The sequence below is a fragment of the Salinarimonas chemoclinalis genome, from assembly GCF_041514305.1.
Taxonomy (GTDB): Bacteria; Pseudomonadota; Alphaproteobacteria; order Rhizobiales; family Beijerinckiaceae; genus Salinarimonas; species Salinarimonas chemoclinalis.
Window position 1 is genome coordinate 64,119 of sequence record NZ_JBGMWH010000011.1, and the last position, 18,485, is coordinate 82,603.

An 18,485-nucleotide genomic window follows, 5' to 3' on the forward strand; every position below is an offset into this window, starting at 1 on the left:
GCCGAGCCCTTCGCTCGGCGCCCCGTCCCGGCGTCCCTCACCCCAGCATCCGCCCGACGATGTCGGAGACGTCCCGCGAGAGGCCCGGTCGGTCGGCGATCGTGCGCAGCGTCGCCTCGGCCTTGGCGCGACGGCCGGGCTCCATCGTGCGCCAGGTGTTGAAGGCGGTGAGCACGCGCGCGGCGGTCTGCGGGTTCGTCGCGTCGAGCGCCGTCACCTTGTCGGCGACGAAGGCGTAGCCGGCGCCGTCCGGGCGGTGGAACTGCGTCGGGTTCGAGAGGGCGAAGGCGCCGATGAGGGCACCGACGCGATTGGGATTCGACAGCGAGAAGGCCGGATCCGCGATCAGCCCCTCGACCCGCGCCAGCGTGTCGGCCTGCGCCATCGTGGCCTGGAGCGCGAACCACTTGTCGAGCACTAGGGGCTCGCCGTCGAAGCGCCCGCGGAAGTCGGCGAGGAGCGCCTCGCGCTCCGGCGTGGGCGGCGTGTGGGCGGCGACGCCGAGCGCGGCGAGGCGATCGGTCATGTTGTCGGCCGCCTCGTACTGCGCCGCCGCCGCGGCGATGCCGGCGGCGGGGTCGGCGGCGGCGATCAGGTCGAGCGCCCCGTTGCGCAGCGCTCGGCGCCCGGCGCTCGCGGCGTCCGGCCCGTAGGGCGCGCGCGAGGCGAGCCGCTCGCGCAGCGCCGTCAGCCGCGGGGCGAGGGCCGTGCCGACGAGCGCGCGCATGCGCTCGCGGGCGGCGTGGATCGCGTCCGGGTCGACGTCCGAGCCGATGTCCTGCGCGACGTCCGGCTCACCGGGCAGGGCGAGCACGAGGGCTGCGAAGGCCGGGTCTCCCTCGCCCTCGGCGTCGAGGAAGGCGGCGAGCGCGTCGGCGTAGGCCCGCACCGCCTCCTCGGCGAGCGTGCCGTCCACCGCCGCGCGGGTGAGGAGGCGGATCGCCACGGTCTGGGCGGATTGCCAGCGATTGAACGGGTCCGGGTCGTGGCGCAGGAGCGTGAGCAGGTCCGCCTCGCAGAGATCGCGGGAGACCCGCACCGGCGCCGAGAAGCCTCGCAGCACGCTCGGGACCGGGCGCACGGCGACGTTCTCGAGCACGAGGCTGTCGGCGGCCTCGTCGAGCACGAAGACGCCGTCCTCGCGCAGGCGCGGCGACGTCGCCGGGATCTCGCGCCCGTCCTCGGCGACGAGGCCGAGCCGGATCGGGATCAGCGCGGGGCGCTTCGTCGGCTGGCCGGGCGTCGCCGGGATCGACTGGGCGAAGTCGAGCCGGTAGGTCTTCGCCGCCTCGTCCCAGTGCCCGGTCACCGCGAGCCGTGGCGTGCCGGCCTGCGCGTACCACAGGGCGAAATGCGCGAGGTCGCGCCCGCTGGCCTCGGCGAAGCAGGCGAGGAAGTCCTCCACCGTCGCGGCGGTGTTGTCGCAGCGCGCGAAGAAGAGGTCCATGCCCGCGGCGAAGGCCTCCTCGCCGAGGAGCGTGCGGAGCATGCGGATGACCTCCGCGCCCTTCTCGTAGACGGTGGCCGTGTAGAAATTGTTGATCTCGCGATACTCGCTCGGCCGCACCGGGTGGGCGAGGGGACCCGCGTCCTCGGCGAACTGCCGCAGGCGCAGCGCCCGGACCTCGGCGATCCGGTGGACGGGCCGGGAGCGCATGTCGGAGGAGAACTCCTGGTCGCGATAGACCGTGAGCCCCTCCTTCAGGCAGAGCTGGAACCAGTCCCGGCAGGTGATGCGGTTGCCGGTCCAGTTGTGGAAGTATTCGTGCGCGACGATCGCTTCGATGTTGGCGTAGTCCGTGTCCGTAGCGGTCTCGGGGGAGGCGAGCACGTACTTGTCGTTGAAGATGTTCAGCCCTTTGTTCTCCATCGCCCCCATGTTGAAATCGGACACGGCGACGATATTGAACACGTCGAGATCGTACTCCCGGCCGAAGACCTGCTCGTCCCAGCGCATCGAGCGCTCGAGCGCGTCGAGCGCGTAGCCGGCGCGGCCCTCCTTGCCGGGCTCGACGTGGACGGCGATCTCGACCGTGCGCCCGCTCATCGTGGTGAAGGGCTTCGCGATCTTCGCGAGCGTTCCGCCGACGAGCGCGAACAGGTAGGTCGGCTTCGGGTGCGGATCGCGCCACAGGGCGTAGTGCCGCGTGCCGTCGCCGACGGGGCCGCTCGCGACGAGGTTGCCGTTGCCGAGCAGCGTCGGCGCCTGCGCCGCGTCCGCCTCGATGCGCGTCTCGTAGACCGAGAGCACGTCCGGCCGGTCGAGGAAGTAGGTGATCCGCCGGAAGCCCTCGGGCTCGCACTGCGTGCAGTAGACCCCGCGCGAGCGGTAGAGGCCCATCAGCTTGGTGTTGGCGGTCGGGTCGAGACGGGTCTCGATCGTGAGCGTGAAGGGCCGGCGCGGCGGCTCGTGGATCACGAGCCCGTCGGCATTCGCCGAGAAGGCCTGCGGGTCGAGCGGCGCGCCGTCGAGGCTGATCGCGACGGGCACGAGGTCGTCGCCGTCCAGCGCGAGCGGCACGTCGGCACGCCCGAGCGGGTTCGGCTCGATCTCCAGCGTGGCCCGCACCCGCGTGGCGTGCGGATCGAGGGCGATGTCGAGGGCGACCCGCGGGATCAGGAAGTCGCTCGGTCGGTACTCTGCGAGCTTCACGGTCTGGGGTGTCTCGGTGCGCATCGGGGGCCTCGTGTCTGGAAGGCCTCCGTTGTAGCCCTCGTGGGGGGGCGATCGCAATGCTGCGAGCTGGGTGCGCGCGCGTCCACGAAACGCCGATGGAGGCGTCTCGCGCCGCGGCGTTGCACGCCGCTCGACGGGCACCTGTGGTTCTTGGTCCCGGACTTGCTGCGCAATCCCGGATCACATCTCTGTCACCGCGGGTCGCGATAGCCGAGCCCGGGGCCCAGAACCGCGAGGGATTGCTCAGCGGGCGCGGCAGCGCGCGTGTCCACGGACGCCACCGGCAGCCTTCTCACGCTGCGATGGTCCTCACAGCGGCAGATTGTCGTGCTTCCGCCACGGCTCGTCCACCTCCTTGGAGCGGAGCATGGCCAGCGCCCGCGAGATCCGTCGGCGGGTCGAGTGGGGCATGATCACCTCGTCGACGTAGCCGCGCTCGGCCGCCGCGAAGGGGCTCATGAAGCGGTCCTCGTATTCCTTGGTGCGGGCCGCGAGCTTCTCGGGGTCGTCCGCGTCCTGGCGGAAGATGATCTCCACCGCGCCCTTGGCGCCCATCACCGCGATCTGTGCCGAGGGCCAGGCGTAGTTCACGTCGCCGCCGATGTGCTTCGATGCCATGACGACGTAGGCGCCGCCGTAGGCCTTGCGGGTGATGACGGTGACCATCGGCACGGTGGCCTGGGTGAAGGCGAAGAGCAGCTTCGCGCCGTGCTTGATCAGGCCGCCGTATTCCTGCGCCGTCCCCGGCAGGAAGCCCGGCACGTCCACGAACGTGACGAGCGGGATCGAGAAGGCGTCGCAGAAGCGCACGAAGCGCGCCGCCTTGCGCGAGGCGTCCGAGTCGAGCACGCCGGCGAGCACCATCGGCTGGTTCGCCACGATGCCGACCGTGCGGCCCTCGATGCGCCCGAAGCCGGTGACGATGTTCTTGGCGTAGCTCTCCTGCAACTCGTAGAAATCCCCTTCGTCCACGACCTTCAGGATCAGCTCCTTCATGTCGTAGGGCTTGTTGGGGTTGTCCGGCACCAGCGTGTCGAGGGAGTGCTCGATGCGCTCGGCGTCGTCGAAGCTCTCCCACTCCGGCGGCCCGTCCACGTTGTTGGCGGGCAGGAAGTCGACGAGGCGGCGGATCTGGAGGAGCGCCTCGACGTCGTTGTCGAAGGCGCCGTCGGCCACCGACGACTTCGTCGTGTGCACGGAGGCGCCGCCGAGCTCCTCGGAGGTGACGGTCTCGTTGGTGACGGTCTTCACCACGTCCGGTCCGGTGACGAACATGTAGCTCGTGTCGCGCACCATGAAGATGAAGTCCGTCATCGCCGGCGAGTAGACGTCGCCGCCGGCGCAGGGCCCCATGATGACGGAGATCTGCGGGATGACGCCCGACGCCTTGACGTTGCGCGCGAACACCTCGCCATAGCCCGCGAGCGCCGCCACGCCCTCCTGGATGCGCGCGCCGCCGGCGTCGAACAGGCCGATGATCGGGGCGCGCATCTTGAGCGCCATGTCCTGGATCTTGATCATCTTCTGGGCGTGCGCCTCCGACAGCGACCCGCCGAAGACGGTGAAGTCCTTGGAGAAGACGAAGACGGCGCGGCCGTTGATCGTGCCGTATCCGGTGATCACGCCGTCGCCCGGAACCTTGTTGTCCTGCATGCCGAAGTCCGCGCAGCGATGCTGCACGTACATGTCGAACTCCTCGAAGGACCCCTCGTCGAGAAGCAGCGCGATGCGCTCGCGCGCGGTCAGCTTGCCGCGCTCGTGCTGAGCCCGGATGCGCCGTTCGCCGCCGCCCAGCCGCGCCTGAGCCCGCGCGTCCTCGAGCCTCTCCAGGATGTCCTTCATCGACGCCTCGTCTTCCGGATGCCGTGTGGATGCGGCTTAGCATGCGGGGGGCGAGGGGGGGAATGGGAAGAAAGGGGGAGGGGAGGACAGAGCGGCGGGCTCGTGCTAGCGCGAGAGGCGGGATGCATGGAGGGGGCGGAAATGTCTAAGCCGCCGAACGCGGGCGCGCGTGCGAAAGAATCCACCGTCGTCTCTTCCTCTGAGACGGAGTAAGTCGAACGAACGGACGCAGGGCGGCCGGTCACCGACATCGAGGATGCGGCGGCGCAGCCTGACCCGTTCGCCGTGGTTTTCAGGCGCACGCGCGGACGCTCGAGAGCGTACCCGAAGCTGATCGTCTTTAGAGCGCAGGAGGAGCCGCTCGTAGTCCGCCTGGCATCAAGCGGCGACGAACGGGTTCACGATCCGAAGCACACCTTCGACCGCCAGCCCATCCTGCATGTCTTCGGAGTAGAGGATGTCACAGCCCGCGATGAGCGCAGAGGCGACGATCATCGAGTCGTAGACCGAGAATCCGTAGCGCACCCCCAGCGCACGCCCGGCGTCGTGGGTTTGCTCGGAAAGGCCCACTACGCCGCAGACCTGTCTCACACCGTTCAAGAACGTGCCCGCCTCGTCCCACGACATCCCCGCTTTCCGGATGCAGTTCACGAGGACCTCGTTCAGGACCTGGACGCTGATGGTCGGACCGCCTGCGAGCAGCTGCTCGGCGATTGCCGCCTTGGGGCCGCCGTCGAGCAGATAAAGCACTATGTTCGAATCGAGGAACTCACCGCGCATTCGCGTCGTCGCGGCTCAGGCGCTGGTCCGCGGGCAGACGTCCGCGAAAGCGACGGAGTGACTCCAACACTTCCTCGGGTCGCGCCGTGCGCTTCACGACGAGCTCCGTGTCGTCCGCGCGAAGCTCGACCCTGTCGCCCTCCTTCAGTCCGAGCTTCCGGACGAGGTCGGCAGGCAGCCGGATCGCCAGGGAATTGCCCCACTTCGCGACCTGCATGACAGCCTCCAGCGTTTGGATATCCATGTGGGAATGTATATCAGCTCATTCGCCGCCGCAAGCGAGCAGGATCGCATGCCGTGACCGCCGCCTCACCCCGCCTCCCGATAGAGCAGCACCGCCGCGTCGAACTCCCGCCGCCGCGCCGCCCGGCGCTCCGTCGCGATGGCGTCGGCGCCCCAGACGCGCTCCTGGTAGAGCTCGTCCGCATGCGCCGCCCGCCAGGCGTCGTCCGGCGCGAGCGCGCCGTCGGCCGTCGCGAGCGCGATCAGGGCGGAGCCGGTCAGCGTCGTCGTCACGCTCAGCGCCGCGAGCGCGAAGGGGGAGGTCTCGCGGGAGACGCGGCGCGCCACGGCGGCGAGCGACTCGCACGGCTGCTCGACGAACATCACGCCCTGCGCCAGCACGAAGCGCGCGCCGTATCGCTCGCGGGCGTAGGCGAGGACCGGGTCCCAGGCCTGCGCCTGCGCCACGACGAGGGCCTCGGGATCGCCCGCGCGGTAGCAGACGAGGTCCGAGCCGGCGTACTTCACGATCTCCTCGGCCACAGGCTCCATCGCCGCGCCGACCGCGTCGATGGCGACGTTGACGAGGCGCGTGAGCGGCATCGCGGTCGGGTCGATGCGCTCGCCCTGCGCCTGCCATTCGGCGGCGAGCGCGGCGCCCGCGCCGCGGGAGGGCGCAACGAGAGGGCGCTTGCCCGGCGTCTTGGCCGGGCGCCCGTCGAGGTGGAGCGCGAAGCCGCCGTCGGGATACGGCTCGGCCGTCGCCCGCGCGTAGAAGCGCCGCGGCAGCTCGGGCATCATCGCGGCGCGGGCCGCCTCGCGCGGGTCGCGCCGCGTCTCCCCGGGCTCGGGGGCGAGATCGCGCCAGAAATCGTCGGGCATGCCGCTCCTCGCGGGTAGGGGAAGGGCCTTCGGGACGTTCAGCTCACATAAGCCCCTGCGCGCCCGGCGCAAGCCGGCGGCTCACGCGCGCCAGATCCCGTCGAGCGTGGGCACGATGTCGGGAAAGCGGTCGACGATGACCTGCGCGCCGCGGTCGCGCAGCGCCCCAACCCCGTGGAAGCCGTAAGACACGCCGATCGCGTGGATGCCGGCGGCGCGCGCCATCTCCATGTCGAAGGTGGAATCGCCCACCATGGCGGCGTCCGCCGCCGCGACGCCGGTCTCCGCGAGCGCCTGGAGGATCATGCCGGGATGGGGCTTGGAGGGCGCGTCGTCGGCGGTCTGGATCGTGGCGAACAGGCCCTCCCAGCCCTCGCGGGCGACGAGGTGGGTGACGCCGCGCCGGCTCTTGCCGGTGGCGATGCCGATCGCGAGGTCCTCGCGGCGCGACAGCGCCTCGAGCGTCCGGCGCACGCCGGGATAGAGCGGCTCCTCGAGCGTGGCGTCCGCCCGCAGGGCGAAGAACATCTCGCGGTATGTCTGTGCCATCGCCGCCCACGGCCCCTCCTCGCCGACGAGGACGCGGAAGGCTTCGGGCAGCGACAGTCCGACGATCGAGAGCGAGCGCTCGCGCGTGGGCGGCGCGAGCCCGTGGGCGCGGAAGGTGCGCGCCTGCGCCTCGACGATGATGGCCTGGCTGTCGACGAGCGTGCCGTCGACGTCCAGGATGACGAGGCGCTGGCGGGACATGTCAGTCCTCGTCCTCGTCGTCCTCCTCGAGGCCGTCGACGGGGATGAGGAACATGACGATCGGCTCGTCGTCCTCCTCGGGCTCCTCGTCCATCTCGGCCTCGTCGAAGGCGTCGATCTCGTCCTCGGTGGCGGGGCGGACGTGGAGCTTGCTCTCGCCGTCCCAGATCTGCTTGCCCTCGCTCTCGAGCTCGATCATCTCGTCGGCGAGGCTCTCGAGCAGCTCGCGGGCTTCCGCCTCGGGGGTGGCGTCGGTGATGGCGACCGCGCGGCCGCCGATCTCGAGGGTGAACATCGTCGTCTTTCCTTTCGGCCCGTCCGGCCGGTTCGGGGTCGTCTCGCTCACTCCTCCGGGGCCTCGACGATCGGATCGTAGGCGTCCGTCTCGAGGCCCAGGAGGTTGAAGGTCTGCTGCATGTGCGGCGGCAGCGGCGCGGTGACGTCGATGGGCTTGCCGGTGCGCGGATGCGGGATCACGATCCGCCGCGCCAGCAGGTGGAGCCGGCTCTGGATGCCGCCGGGCAGCTCCCAGTTCTCGACGTTGAAGTATTTCGGGTCGCCGATGATCGGATGGCCGACGGAGGCCATGTGGACGCGCAGCTGGTGCGTGCGCCCGGTCACCGGCTTGAGCGAGACCCAGGCGAGCTTCTGTGCCGATTGCTCGATGACCGCGTAGTAGGTCAGCGCGTGCTCGGCGCCGTCGTCCCCGTGCTGGGCGACGCGCATGCGGCTGTCGCCGTCGGGCAGCATCTCCTTGGCGAGGTAGGTCGACACGCGGCCCTGGCGCGTCTTCGGCACGCCGGCGACGATGGCCCAGTAGACCTTGCGCGTCACCCGCGAGCGGAAGCTCTTGGCGAGCACGCTCGCGGCGAAGCGCGACTTCGCCACGACGAGACAGCCGGCGGTCTCCTTGTCGAGGCGGTGGACGAGGCGCGGCTTCTCGCCCTTCTCGTCGCGCAGCGCCTCGAGCAGCCCGTCGACGTGGCGCGTCGTGCCCGAACCGCCCTGCGAGGCGAGGCCGGCGGGCTTGTTGAGCACCAGGACGTCCTTGTCCTCGTAGAGCGTGATCGACTGCAGGAAGGCGGCGTCGCTCTCGTTGCGCGTGGGCGAGCGCGGGCGCTGCTCCTCCATCTTGAGCGGCGGCACGCGCACGCTCTGGCCGGCGGCGAGCCGGTCGTTGGGCTTCATGCGCTTGCCGTCCACCCGCAGCTGGCCGGTGCGGATGATGCGCTGGATGTGGGTGAAGGCGAGCTGGGGGAAGCGCGCGGACAGGAACCGATCGAGCCGCATGTCCTGCTCGTCCGGCTCGATCACGAGCGTCTGGATGCCGGTCGCGAGGGTCGCCGCCGCGGCGGCGCGCTGGACGCGCTTGGGCGGGAGGGCGGCGGAGGGAGCGGGCGCGCCGGGGCGCGGGGTGGCGGACGCCTTCGCGGCGCCGGGCCCGGCCGTCGGCTTGCGGGTCTTGCTCGTGGTCGTCTTGGTCGTGGGCGTCTTGGTCGTGGAAGAGGGCTTCGAGGCCTTGCCGGCCCCCGCGCCGCCCTTGCCGGCCCGAGGTCGCGCGTCCTTGCGCGCGCCGGCGTCCTGCCGGGCGAGCTTGCGCGAAGTCGGGCGGGGACCGCCGCGGGGGGATCTCGTCTGCGTCATGCGCGAGGCTCTAGCACCGCGGCGCGGCGGCGGCAAACGGGATCGGAGGGCGTACGACGCGTGCGGTCCGGCGATGCCGTCCGGCTTGCATTTCGTTCGACGTCGTACTAGATAATTCGACATCGAACCAAAGGAGTCCGTTCATGTCCCTCGACCGCCGCCGCTTCCTCGCCCTCCTGGGTGGAACCGCGATCCTCGCCGCCGATCTCGGTCGCGCCCGTCTGGCCCACGCCGCCGTCCCTCCCGGAACGCCCTCGGCCCTCGCGCCGTGGTTCGCCGCCGGGACGGGCGAGACCGAGCCGCGCCGCCGGGCGCTGTCCTGGGGGGTGCTGGCGCCGAGCCCGCACAATCGCCAGCCCTGGCGCGTGGCGCTCGACGGCGACGACGTGCTCACGCTCTACTGCGATCTCGAGCGCCGGCTGCCGCATACCGACCCGTTCGACCGGCAGGTGACGATCGGCCTCGGCGCCTTCCTCGAGACGCTCGTCCTCGCCGCGGTCGAGCAGGGCCACGGCGCGGAGGTCGCGCTCTTCCCCGAGGGCGAGCCCGCGCCGCGCCTCGATGCGCGCCCGGTCGCGCGGGTGCGCTTCGTCCCGGGCGCGGGCACCCCCGATCCGCTGTTCGCGGCCATCCTCGACCGGCGCTCGAACAAGGCGCCCTACGCCATGGATCGGGCGATTCCCGCGGATGCGCTCGCGAAGCTCGCCGCCGCCGCCACCCATGGCGGGCGCGTCGCCACCGCGACGGGCGCCGCCGAGGTGGCCGCGATCCGCGCCATCGCGCTCTCCGCCATGCGCCTCGAGATGGAGCACGCCGTCACCGCGCAGGAGAGCATCGACCTCCTACGCATCGGTCGGGCCGAAGTCGACGCCTCGCCGGACGGGATCGACCTCACCGGGCCGATGATCGAGGATCTCGCGGCCCGGGGCATCCTCACCCGCGCGAACGCCACCGCGGAGCTGCGGTCGGGGGTGCAGGGCCCGATCATGCAGCAGATGACGGCCTACTCCCTCGCGCCCATCGAGGCGTCCCCCGCCTTCCTGTGGACCGCGACGCCCGGCAACACGCGGGCCGACCAGATCGCGGCGGGCCGGGACTGGATGCGTCTCAACCTCGCGGCCGCCCGGCTCGGGCTCGGCATGCATCCGCTGAGCCAGGCGCTTCAGGAATTCCCCGAGATGGCGGACCACGCCGCGCGCATGCGCACGGCGCTCGGTGCCGCGCCGGGCGAGACGCTTCAGATGCTCGGCCGGCTCGGCTATGGTCCCGAGGTTCCGCCGAGCCCGCGCTGGCCCGCGGAGACGGCGATCCGGGAGGGGTGAGACATGGCGGGGGAGGGGAGCGAACGCGAGGCGCCGCGCGGCGCGGCGGGCGATCCCCTCGTCTTCCGCCTGCTCAACGAGATCGGCATCATCGACCAGCTCGCCTCGCGGCTGTTCGAGCGGGTGATGCCCGGCGATCTCACCCTGCCCCAGTTCGTGGTGCTGAACCACTTCGTCCGGCTCGGCCGCCCGTCGAGCCCCCTGCGCCTCGCCCGCGCCTTCCAGGTGACGAAGAGCACGATGACGAACACGCTCCAGCACCTGGAGCGTGCCGGCTTGGTGACGATCGAGCCCGACCCGCAGGACGCGCGTGCCAAGGTGGTCTTCATCACCGACGCCGGCCGTGCCGCCCGCGAGGCGGCGATCGCCGCGCTGACGCCGCGGCTCTCGAGCATCGCCGACGGCATCGCCGCGCAGGACGTCGAGGCCGCCATGCCGCTGTTGGCGCGGCTGCGCGCGAACCTCGACGCGGAGCGGGACCGGGGCTGAGAGTGCCCGATCACACCCTCTGGAACAAGCTGACCTGGAAGCGCTGCTCGCTCCCCCACGGGGTGCGATGCACGATCCGCCGCGCCTCGCGTAGGGCGTATCCCGGACCGAGCGTCACGGCGAGGTCCTGCGGGTCGTAGCGCGCAACCGGCAGTCCGCTGCAGCGCTCGGGGCCGTCGGCGGCGAAGGTGGCGATCAGCGCATGGCCGCCGGGCCGAAGGGCCGTGGCGAGACGCGCCAGATAGGCCGCGCGCCCGTCCGGATCGACGAGGAAATGGAAAGCGGCACGGTCGTGCCAGAGGTCGAACGTCCCGCCGGGCGACCAGGTGGTGACGTCGGCGGCGACGAAGCGCACCCCCGCCGCGTCGGGCCCGAGCCGCGTCCGGGTGCGCGCGAGCGCGGTCTCGGAGAGGTCGAGGAGGGTGATCTCCGGGATGCTCCGTTCGAGCAGCGCCTCGACGAAGCGCGAGGTGCCAGCGCCGATGTCGACGACGGCCGCGGGCGCGACCCCCGCTCCGTCCAGGATCGCGAGGGACGTCTCCGCTCGCGGCTCGAACCAGCTCAGCGCGTCCTCGCCCTTCTCGGAATAGACGCGCTCCCATGGCGGCTCTCGGCTTCGGTGCTCGCTGCGGCTTCGCTTCAATCCTGCCGTCCCGAGCGGGCCGACGCCCGATCAGCCGCTCTTCTGCTTGGCGGGTGCCGGCGCCTTCGCCGCAGGCTCGGCGGGGGAAGGGTCAGGCCGCCAGCGTGTCTCGGCGAGCGCGGAAAAGCCCGGCATCGTGCGCGCTCGCGCGAAGGCCTCGGATCCGTGGATCGCCTTCCGTCGCTCGTCGAGGCTCTTCGCGAGATCTTCCGATACGATCAGCATGTGCAACCGCCTTCGCTACGGACCGTATGGTCCTCGGATCTGGTTGAGGAACCGTTCGCCCAGCCTTCGCATATAAACATGTGCGGCGTTGATGCAAACACGCCGGCACGGCCGAAGTGCGCCGCCGCGGCCATCATTTCCGTCTGTGTTGCATCCATGTACGGCATCAGGTCCGCTCCCGCAGGGCACGATCGTCAATGCCGAGCACGTCGCTGTAGTTCGCCAGCCGCTCGGGTGGGAGCGCGATCGCTTGGTGAGAGGCGTGGCGCCATGTCACCGCCGATCGATTCTCCCGTCCGTCGAGGGTCGAATCGGTCGCGGGACTGGAGAACAGCGACAGACGGATCGCCTGTGCATGGATCGGGCATGCGATCTCCTGGGGAACGCCGGTATCGTCTCGCCACAGCGCGACGATACGCTTGTCGTCCGCACCCGGCTGCAGCGCGAGGCGGTGCTGGCGCGACATCAAGGCGCGTGACGTGAGCGTCAGGACGGAGCTGCCGGGATCCTCCGCCAGCACGGTCGCATACCGAGCCGGCCATCGCGTGCGCAACTGCGGTGCGTCCATCAGGAGCGCGATCACGATGTTCGGTCCCACGGCGCGAAGCAGCTCCTGGCACGGGTCGACGCGCGCTAGATCCTCGCAGATCATCGCCGACAGCACCGTCTTGCGGCGAACGACCGCGAAGTCGACCCGGCGGCTGAGCAGGTCGATGTTCTCCCACCAGGAGTAGGACGGACTCAGCACGCCCTCGAGTCCGTACGCGCGCACCTGCTGGTCGTCCAGCCGCCACCGGTGGTGCTTCTCGCGACGGGTCAGGATGCGCTGCGCCCTCCCGTCGGCATGGCAGAACAGGTTGACCGCGACGAAATTGCCCTGGCGAAGGCTTCCGTCGTGCCCACGCGCCTGCGACAGCCCCGTTACGAGGAATTCGATGCCGGGCAGCTTTTCCCTGATGTGGGATGCGAGCGCTTCCTGATGAGCGTGATCGAGTGCCATCTCCGGGAGCACGATGCCGTGGATCTCATCGCAGTCACGCTTCGCTCGCTCGACGAGCTCGTGGACGAGGCCGGTTATGGTGGGCTCTTCGGGATGCTCTCGCTCCGCGCGCAGCCAGCTTTGGTGTAGGTCGAAATAGCCCGAACGGTTGCCGTCGACGTTGAACCCTTCGCCGTGCCGGAAATCGGTCGCCGCGACGGAGAACGGAAAGGGCACCAGCAACAGGTTCATGTGCCTGTCCGCCGAAGGCGTGCGCTCGAGGACATGCGGCGTCCAGTTCCCGCGAGCGATGCCCCGCCCCGGGAGAAGCGCGAGATTGCTGCTGAGCGAGCGCAACGTGCAGCCGACCGCCGCGGTCCGAGCTTTGGGCAGAACGGCGACGAGGTCCGGCGAGGCTGCCGAGAGGGATTTCAACGGCTTGCGCCACAGCCGCTTCCCATCGTTGTCATAGCCAGTCGCATCCGCCGCCTGGATGCCGAAGCAGAGGTCCGGCCAGGACTTCGGCTCCCCGCCGGGCATCTCGTAGCCGACGTCGCAGAATGCCTCGTCCGCGATGACCAGCAGCTGAATCGTGGGATGCCACCACGCGGGCGGCATTCCGTGAGAGGGGCTCGGCGTGAAGACCGCCGCCGTGCCGTGCGTCGCAAATACCGTCTCCCAGAGATCGTAGAGCCGCCCCACCGCAGTGGACGAGGACCAAGCGGCGAACTTCGTCGGATCGTCCGCCGACCAATGCTCGCGCGGCGTGAAGCCGCGGATCGCCTCCGCCGTCTCGCGACACCGTTGGATATCCTCGGCGGAGAAGACCACCTCGCGCACGCTGGCGCGCGCCCGCGGGCGCGTGCGGATGTGGTGATAAGCGCCGCTAAGCTCGATCAGATAGGCTGCTGCGGCAAAGATGTCCGGGGGATAGGCGGGCGGCGTGACGTATGGCTCGGCGGCTTCTCCGTTGCGCTTGGGAAAGGCGAAGTACGCGCTCGAGCCCGCTGCACATTCCTCGCAAGGAAAAAGCGACTCCAGCGCGCGCCGGAGCGTGAGGTCGGACATCGGTGTTTCGCCCCCGCCTATGATTGCGAGAGCCTAGCGTGGGCACCCCTTCGACGCAACAGCCCTGAACATTTGTTGATGCGGGGTGGAGACGCTACCTCACGCACCAATCACCCCGCCCGCATGTCCGTCAGCTCCCGCGGCCGTCCCGGCGCGGCCTCGATCGCGGCGATGTTCTTCTTCACCGCGTCCTGCACCTTCTCGAAGGCGCGCACTTCGATCTGGCGGACGCGCTCGCGGGAGACGCCGAACTCGGTGGAGAGGTCCTCCAGCGTGATCGGGTCGTCGGAGAGGCGCCGCGCCTCGAAGATCCGGCGCTCGCGCTCGTTGAGGACGCCCAGCGCCTCGCGCAGCGCGGCGAGGCGGTTCTGGCCCTCCTCCTCGGCGGCGAGGATCGTCTCCTGCGAGGCGGCGCCGTCGACGAGCCAGTCCTGCCACTCGCCCTCGCCCTCCTCGCGCAGGGGCGCGTTGAGCGACGCGTCGCCGCCGAGCCGGCGGTTCATATCGACGACGTCCTGCTCGGTCACGCCCAGCCGGGTGGCGATCTCCTTGACCTGGTCGGGGCGCAGGTCGCCCTCGTCCAGCGCCGAGATTCGGCTCTTGGCCTTGCGCAGGTTGAAGAAGAGCTTCTTCTGGTTCGCGGTCGTGCCCATCTTCACGAGGGACCACGAGCGCAGGATGTATTCTTGAATCGCCGCCTTGATCCACCACATCGCGTAGGTGGCCAGACGGAACCCCTTGTCGGGCTCGAATCGCTTGATGGCCTGCATCAGGCCGACGTTGCCCTCCGAGACGACCTCGGAGATCGGCAGGCCGTAGCCGCGGTAGCCCATGGCGATCTTCGCCACGAGGCGCAGATGGGAGGTGACGAGCTTGTGGGCGGCCTCGGAATCGCCATGCTCGCGCCAGCGCTTGGCGAGCATGAACTCCTCGGCCGGATCGAGCATCGGGAACTTGCGGATCTCGTCCAGGTAGCGGGACAGACCGCCTTCGTTGGCGAGTACGGGTAGCGCGCCGGCCATGTCTTCTCCTCCTTCGGTCCCCGCGACGGGCGGACCACTGCGCGGCCTCCTCGGGACGACCGCGCCTTCACCGGAATATAGGACGCGAATCGAGCGTTTTGAAGGTCGGGGCGGACCCGACCCCACACAGGGTAACGCACGCGTGAAGAATGGTTCGCCGGTTCGCGGCGAATTGCGGGGCGGCGCTCGGCCGCGGCCCGGCGGGGCGTGGGTCCCGTGCCCGCCCGGCACGTCAGCCGGCGATGTACTCCTTGAGCATCCGCGCCTCCGCCTCGATCGCGGCGACGCGCCGCTTCACCACGTCGCCGATCGAGACGATGCCGACGAGGCGGCCCTCCTCGACGACGGGGACGTGGCGGAACTTTCCTTGCGTCATCGTCTGCATGAGGTCGTCGATCGCCACCTCGCGGGCGCAGGTCACGACCTCGCGGGTCATCCACTGCGCCACCCGCGCCTCGAGCGCGCCGGCGCCCTCCCGCGCGACCGCGCGCACGATGTCGCGCTCCGAGAGGATGCCGTCGACCCGCCCGTCGGCGCCGCTGACGACGACCGCGCCGATGCGCCTCTCCGACAGCAGACGCGCCGCCTCCGCGAGGCTGCAATCGGGCGAGAGCGTCACGACGCCTTCGCCCTTCTCGGCGAGAACCTGCCTGACCGTCATCGTTTCCTCCACGAAACTCGTGTCGCGCCTCGTGTCGCCGCGCGCGGCTCTTCCCGGCCGCTCCGCCCGGCGACGGCACGCCAGGATGGAAGACGACGGCGGCTTTTTCAAGCGAGGTCGCGCGGCGGCCGCGGCGACGGATCGAACCAGGGAAACAGGAGGAGCCCCGCGAGGAAGCCGCCGACGTGCGCCTCCCAGGCGATGCCGCCGCCGTCGGCGAGGCCGAGCGGCACCGCCGCGACGCCGAAGACGAGGTTGATCGCGAGCCACACGCCGATGAACAGCATGGCGGTGCGGTTGCGCAGCATCTCGCCGAGCCCGAGCCGCGGGGCGAGGTGCGGCGGCAGCCAGCCGAAGCCCCGCGGCGTGAACGCGAAGCGCGCGGACGCCGCCATCATGCCCGAGACGACCGCGGACGCGCCGATCATCGGCGTGACGTCGTAGGCGTGCGTCGCCCAGTGCATCAGCGCCCCCGCGATCGCGGCGAGCGCCGCGAGCCAGAGGAAGCGCTCGGGGCCGAGCCGCCGCGCGATCGGCGTCCCGAAGGCGGCGAGCCAGACCGCGTTCAGGCCGACGTGCATCCACGACCCGTGCAGGAAGGCGTAGGTGAGCGCCGTCCAGACGCCGCCCGAGCCCTCCTGCATGACGATGCGCGCGAACCCCATGTCGCGCTGCATGGCGATCGGGTCGCCCTCCAGGATGCGCCGCGCGATCTCGCTCGTGGCGTCCGCGTCGAGCCACGTCGTCCACAGCGCCGGCACGAAGCCGAAATAGACGAGGATGCCGAAGCGGCCCTCCAGCCCCATCAGTCCCACGATGGCATGGATCGCGACGATCAGCCCGATGCACGCGACGACGACGCCCGGCAGGTTGAAGGCCGGCTCGCGCGGGGGCTTGCGGGGAGGGCCTTCCGGGGGCGGGGCCGGGGGCGGGGTGGTCTCGAAGCGGTCCGGCTGCATGCTCTCTCCGGGGGGGCGGGCGTCCCTCAGTGCGGCGAAGAGGCCCGCGACGCAAGGGCGGACGAGGGGTGCCTCACCCGTCCGCCAGGACCTCGATGTCGCGGTCGAGCCCGCTCTCGACACGGAACTCGCGGGTGAAGACGCGCCCCTCGTGGCGGGCGATCAGCACGTAGTCGCCCTCCGCCAGCACCACCGAGGGGAAGGCGCCGATCGCCTCGCGCACCACGTCGCCGCCGGGCGTCAGCACCGAGAAGGCGGTGCCGGCGAAGGCCTCGCCGCCCTCGTCGGCGACGAGCTTGAGGGTCACCCGCGCCGCGCGGTGGTTCAAGGTGGCGATCGTCACCTCTCCCGCCGCGACCGAGAGGTCGGCGCGCATCGAGGCGTTGGCGTCGCCGTAGGTGGAGACGACGTGGTACGCGCCCTCGGGCAGGCGGACGACGTCGGAGGGCCGCGCCTCCGCGACGACGAGCCGCCCCTCGGCGTCGTCCCCGATCGGCAGGTAGACGGCGTAGGTGAGGTCGTTGCCGGGGATCGGCCGGTCGCCGACGACGCCGCGCACCTGCAGGCCGCCCGCGCTGATGACGAGGCGCTCGACCACGTCGCCCCAGTGCATCGTCACCTGGCGCATGGCGGAGGCGAAGCCCCAGGAGACGTGGACCATGTAGTTCGCCGGCGGCAGCGACACCCGCGGCGTCGCCGCCTCCTCGCGCGCGACGAGGATCGGTGCACCCTCGCGCAGCTCGAACACGCGCCAGATCAGCCCTTCCAGGATCGGCTCGCCGGTCTCGGCGTGGAAGGCGGCGAGCGCGAGTTCGCCCGCCTGCGGCAGGACGGGCAGCGCGTCGATCGCCTCCGACGAGCCGCCCTGCGCCCGGGCGGGCGAGAGCGCGGCGGGCGAGAGCGCCGCGAGCGCGAGGAGGAGCAGCGCCGCCGGCCCGGCGCGGATCGCGGGACGGGCGGGCCTCGGAGGCATCCGGCACGGGAGCGGCATCGGGGCTCGTGATCTGCGGTGGGCCATCGGAAAGGGGCTGGTGGACGACGTGTGCGGCGGGCGAGGGGACCCATGCACGCGCGCGGCTCGCGCCCGTGCCCGGAAGTGCTTATACCGATCGGCATCGATTGTGGACAGACGATGGACGACATGACCCTTCTCGACGCCCTTCGCACCCGCCGCTCGAGCCCGACGAAGCAGCTCGGCGAGCCCGGTCCCGACGCCGAGACCCTCGACGACATGCTGCGCATCGCCGCGCGCGTGCCCGATCACGGCCGCCTCGCCCCCTGGCGCTTCCTGGTGATCGACCGCGCCGCCGGCGCGCGGATCGGCGAGACGATCGAGGCCGCCTTCCTCGCCGACAGGCCCGAGGCGGGCGAGGAGGAGCGGGCCTTCGAGCGCGGACGCCTCGTGCGCGCCCCGATCTGCGTCGCCGTGGTCTCGCGCGCCGCGCCCCACCCGAAGATCCCGGAATGGGAGCAGATCCTGTCGGCCGGCGCCGCCTGCCAGAACCTTCTGCTCGCCGCGAAGGCGCACGGCTTCGGCGCCACCTGGATCACGGAGTGGGTCGCCTTCGACCGGAGGGTCCTCGACGTGCTCGGCCTCGCGCCGCACGAGCGCATCGCCGGCTTCGTGCACATCGGCACGCCGGCGACGGTGATGGCGGACCGGCCGCGGCCGGAGCTCGCCGACATCGTCACCCGGCTGTGAGGGCGCGGCGATGTTCTACGAGACCGCCGCCGGCCACCCGCTCCCGCACGACCCGTTCAAGGCGATCGTCGCGCCGCGCCCGATCGGCTGGATCAGCGCGGTCGACGGGCAGGGGCGGGTCAACCTCGCGCCCTACTCCTTCTTCAACGCCGTCTCCGACCGGCCGCACATGGTCGCATTCTCCTCGGACGGGGAGAAGGACGCGCTCGCCTTCGTGCGCGAGACCGGGGAGTTCGTCTGCTCGCTCGCGACCTGGGACCTGCGCGAGGCGATGAACGCGACCTCCGCGCCGCTTGCGCGCGGCGAGAGCGAGTTCGGCCATGCCGGCCTCACGCCCGCGCCCTCGCGCCTCGTGGCGCCGCCGCGGGTGGCGGAGAGCCCCGTCGCGCTCGAGTGCAAGCTCCTGCAGGTCGTGCCCCTCACCGCGCTCGACGGCGGGACGCGCTACACGATGGCGATCGGCCAGGTGGTGGGCGTGCACATCGACGACCGCTTCCTCGTGGACGGGCTGCTCGACACGGCCGCCATGAAGCCGATCGCGCGGGCCGGCTATCGCGACTACTTCGTGGCGACCGCCGAGACGCGGTTCTCGCTGACGCGACCCGCGGGCGGCTGAGG

Annotated in this window: 19 protein-coding genes; 4 read left to right on the forward strand and 15 right to left on the reverse strand. The window is 71.1% G+C overall.

The window, feature by feature from the left end; all coding sequences use genetic code 11:
• Nucleotides 1-37: 37 nt before the first annotated feature.
• From pepN to AB9M23_RS16325, 8 genes are all read right to left on the reverse strand, one after another.
• Complete coding sequence (pepN, locus tag AB9M23_RS16290; protein ID WP_372425623.1) at nucleotides 38-2,677, reverse strand: aminopeptidase N; 2,640 nt, start codon at nucleotides 2,675-2,677, stop codon at nucleotides 38-40.
• 309 nt (nucleotides 2,678-2,986) lie between these two features.
• Nucleotides 2,987-4,519, reverse strand: coding sequence for an acyl-CoA carboxylase subunit beta (locus AB9M23_RS16295; RefSeq protein ID WP_372425624.1), 1,533 nt, complete (start codon nucleotides 4,517-4,519; stop codon nucleotides 2,987-2,989).
• A gap of 378 nt (nucleotides 4,520-4,897) precedes the next feature.
• Nucleotides 4,898-5,299 (reverse strand): PIN domain-containing protein, encoded by a 402-nt coding sequence (locus AB9M23_RS16300; RefSeq protein WP_372425625.1) that lies wholly within the window; start codon nucleotides 5,297-5,299, stop codon nucleotides 4,898-4,900.
• Nucleotides 5,289-5,516, reverse strand: a complete 228-nt coding sequence (locus AB9M23_RS16305; RefSeq protein ID WP_372425626.1) for an AbrB/MazE/SpoVT family DNA-binding domain-containing protein — start codon at nucleotides 5,514-5,516, stop codon at nucleotides 5,289-5,291. The genes AB9M23_RS16300 and AB9M23_RS16305 overlap by 11 nt, the downstream gene beginning before the upstream one ends.
• Before the next feature lie 92 nt (nucleotides 5,517-5,608).
• Nucleotides 5,609-6,403, reverse strand: coding sequence for an ATP12 family chaperone protein (locus AB9M23_RS16310; protein WP_372425627.1), 795 nt, complete (start codon nucleotides 6,401-6,403; stop codon nucleotides 5,609-5,611).
• Between the two features lie 81 nt (nucleotides 6,404-6,484).
• The gene (locus AB9M23_RS16315; RefSeq protein WP_372425628.1) at nucleotides 6,485-7,153 is read right to left on the reverse strand and encodes an HAD-IA family hydrolase; all 669 of its coding nucleotides are present in this window, start codon (nucleotides 7,151-7,153) and stop codon (nucleotides 6,485-6,487) included.
• A 1-nt stretch (nucleotide 7,154) separates the two neighbouring features.
• Entirely contained in the window at nucleotides 7,155-7,499 is a 345-nt protein-coding gene (locus tag AB9M23_RS16320; protein WP_372425629.1) for a hypothetical protein, read from the reverse strand.
• Nucleotides 7,496-8,797 carry an RluA family pseudouridine synthase gene (locus tag AB9M23_RS16325; RefSeq protein WP_372425630.1) on the reverse strand — a complete coding sequence of 434 codons (1,302 nt, stop codon included), beginning with the start codon at nucleotides 8,795-8,797 and terminating at the stop codon, nucleotides 7,496-7,498. Before AB9M23_RS16325 ends, AB9M23_RS16320 begins: the two co-directional genes overlap by 4 nt.
• A gap of 143 nt (nucleotides 8,798-8,940) precedes the next feature.
• Between AB9M23_RS16325 and AB9M23_RS16330 the strand changes: the two genes are divergently transcribed.
• Both AB9M23_RS16330 and AB9M23_RS16335 read left to right on the forward strand, forming a co-directional pair.
• Nucleotides 8,941-10,119, forward strand: a complete 1,179-nt coding sequence (locus tag AB9M23_RS16330) for an Acg family FMN-binding oxidoreductase (RefSeq protein ID WP_372425631.1) — start codon at nucleotides 8,941-8,943, stop codon at nucleotides 10,117-10,119.
• A gap of 3 nt (nucleotides 10,120-10,122) precedes the next feature.
• Entirely contained in the window at nucleotides 10,123-10,608 is a 486-nt protein-coding gene (locus tag AB9M23_RS16335; RefSeq protein WP_372425632.1) for a MarR family winged helix-turn-helix transcriptional regulator, read from the forward strand.
• Between the two features lie 10 nt (nucleotides 10,609-10,618).
• Here AB9M23_RS16335 and AB9M23_RS16340 read toward each other — a convergent pair whose 3' ends face one another.
• From AB9M23_RS16340 to AB9M23_RS16370, 7 genes are all read right to left on the reverse strand, one after another.
• Nucleotides 10,619-11,251, reverse strand: coding sequence for a class I SAM-dependent methyltransferase (locus AB9M23_RS16340; protein WP_372425633.1), 633 nt, complete (start codon nucleotides 11,249-11,251; stop codon nucleotides 10,619-10,621).
• 30 nt (nucleotides 11,252-11,281) lie between these two features.
• The gene (locus tag AB9M23_RS16345) at nucleotides 11,282-11,482 is read right to left on the reverse strand and encodes a hypothetical protein (RefSeq protein ID WP_372425634.1); all 201 of its coding nucleotides are present in this window, start codon (nucleotides 11,480-11,482) and stop codon (nucleotides 11,282-11,284) included.
• A 160-nt stretch (nucleotides 11,483-11,642) separates the two neighbouring features.
• The gene (locus tag AB9M23_RS16350) at nucleotides 11,643-13,523 is read right to left on the reverse strand and encodes a hypothetical protein (RefSeq protein WP_372425635.1); all 1,881 of its coding nucleotides are present in this window, start codon (nucleotides 13,521-13,523) and stop codon (nucleotides 11,643-11,645) included.
• A 110-nt stretch (nucleotides 13,524-13,633) separates the two neighbouring features.
• On the reverse strand, nucleotides 13,634-14,545 hold the full coding sequence (gene rpoH / locus AB9M23_RS16355; protein ID WP_372425636.1) for an RNA polymerase sigma factor RpoH: 912 nt from the start codon (nucleotides 14,543-14,545) through the stop codon (nucleotides 13,634-13,636).
• Between the two features lie 232 nt (nucleotides 14,546-14,777).
• Nucleotides 14,778-15,206 (reverse strand): CBS domain-containing protein, encoded by a 429-nt coding sequence (locus AB9M23_RS16360; RefSeq protein ID WP_372425637.1) that lies wholly within the window; start codon nucleotides 15,204-15,206, stop codon nucleotides 14,778-14,780.
• A 107-nt stretch (nucleotides 15,207-15,313) separates the two neighbouring features.
• Nucleotides 15,314-16,165 (reverse strand): rhomboid family intramembrane serine protease, encoded by an 852-nt coding sequence (locus AB9M23_RS16365; protein WP_372425638.1) that lies wholly within the window; start codon nucleotides 16,163-16,165, stop codon nucleotides 15,314-15,316.
• 73 nt (nucleotides 16,166-16,238) lie between these two features.
• A complete protein-coding gene (locus AB9M23_RS16370; protein WP_372425639.1) occupies nucleotides 16,239-17,156 on the reverse strand; it encodes an RgsD C-terminal domain-containing protein in 918 nt (305 codons plus the stop codon).
• 150 nt (nucleotides 17,157-17,306) lie between these two features.
• Here AB9M23_RS16370 and AB9M23_RS16375 point away from each other — a divergent pair, with 150 nt between their 5' ends.
• Nucleotides 17,307-17,867, forward strand: coding sequence for a nitroreductase family protein (locus tag AB9M23_RS16375; protein WP_372425640.1), 561 nt, complete (start codon nucleotides 17,307-17,309; stop codon nucleotides 17,865-17,867).
• Between the two features lie 10 nt (nucleotides 17,868-17,877).
• Nucleotides 17,878-18,483 (forward strand): flavin reductase family protein, encoded by a 606-nt coding sequence (locus tag AB9M23_RS16380; protein ID WP_372425641.1) that lies wholly within the window; start codon nucleotides 17,878-17,880, stop codon nucleotides 18,481-18,483.
• Nucleotides 18,484-18,485 lie beyond the last annotated feature (2 nt).

Excerpts from the sequence above, each read along its gene's own strand:
- AB9M23_RS16300 (WP_372425625.1), bottom strand. The coding sequence starts at position 5,299 with ATGCGCGGTGAGTTCCTCGATTCGAACATAGTGCTTTATCTGCTCGAC.
- AB9M23_RS16295 (WP_372425624.1), bottom strand. The coding sequence starts at position 4,519 with ATGAAGGACATCCTGGAGAGGCTCGAGGACGCGCGGGCTCAGGCGCGG.
- AB9M23_RS16310 (WP_372425627.1), bottom strand. The coding sequence starts at position 6,403 with ATGCCCGACGATTTCTGGCGCGATCTCGCCCCCGAGCCCGGGGAGACG.
- AB9M23_RS16335 (WP_372425632.1), top strand. The coding sequence starts at position 10,123 with ATGGCGGGGGAGGGGAGCGAACGCGAGGCGCCGCGCGGCGCGGCGGGC.
- AB9M23_RS16350 (WP_372425635.1), bottom strand. The coding sequence starts at position 13,523 with ATGTCCGACCTCACGCTCCGGCGCGCGCTGGAGTCGCTTTTTCCTTGC.
- pepN (WP_372425623.1), bottom strand. The coding sequence starts at position 2,677 with ATGCGCACCGAGACACCCCAGACCGTGAAGCTCGCAGAGTACCGACCG.
- AB9M23_RS16330 (WP_372425631.1), top strand. The coding sequence starts at position 8,941 with ATGTCCCTCGACCGCCGCCGCTTCCTCGCCCTCCTGGGTGGAACCGCG.
- AB9M23_RS16365 (WP_372425638.1), bottom strand. The coding sequence starts at position 16,165 with ATGCAGCCGGACCGCTTCGAGACCACCCCGCCCCCGGCCCCGCCCCCG.
- AB9M23_RS16380 (WP_372425641.1), top strand. The coding sequence starts at position 17,878 with ATGTTCTACGAGACCGCCGCCGGCCACCCGCTCCCGCACGACCCGTTC.
- AB9M23_RS16315 (WP_372425628.1), bottom strand. The coding sequence starts at position 7,153 with ATGTCCCGCCAGCGCCTCGTCATCCTGGACGTCGACGGCACGCTCGTC.
- AB9M23_RS16375 (WP_372425640.1), top strand. The coding sequence starts at position 17,307 with ATGACCCTTCTCGACGCCCTTCGCACCCGCCGCTCGAGCCCGACGAAG.
- AB9M23_RS16305 (WP_372425626.1), bottom strand. The coding sequence starts at position 5,516 with ATGCAGGTCGCGAAGTGGGGCAATTCCCTGGCGATCCGGCTGCCTGCC.
- rpoH (WP_372425636.1), bottom strand. The coding sequence starts at position 14,545 with ATGGCCGGCGCGCTACCCGTACTCGCCAACGAAGGCGGTCTGTCCCGC.
- AB9M23_RS16370 (WP_372425639.1), bottom strand. The coding sequence starts at position 17,156 with ATGCCGCTCCCGTGCCGGATGCCTCCGAGGCCCGCCCGTCCCGCGATC.
- AB9M23_RS16325 (WP_372425630.1), bottom strand. The coding sequence starts at position 8,797 with ATGACGCAGACGAGATCCCCCCGCGGCGGTCCCCGCCCGACTTCGCGC.
- AB9M23_RS16360 (WP_372425637.1), bottom strand. The coding sequence starts at position 15,206 with ATGACGGTCAGGCAGGTTCTCGCCGAGAAGGGCGAAGGCGTCGTGACG.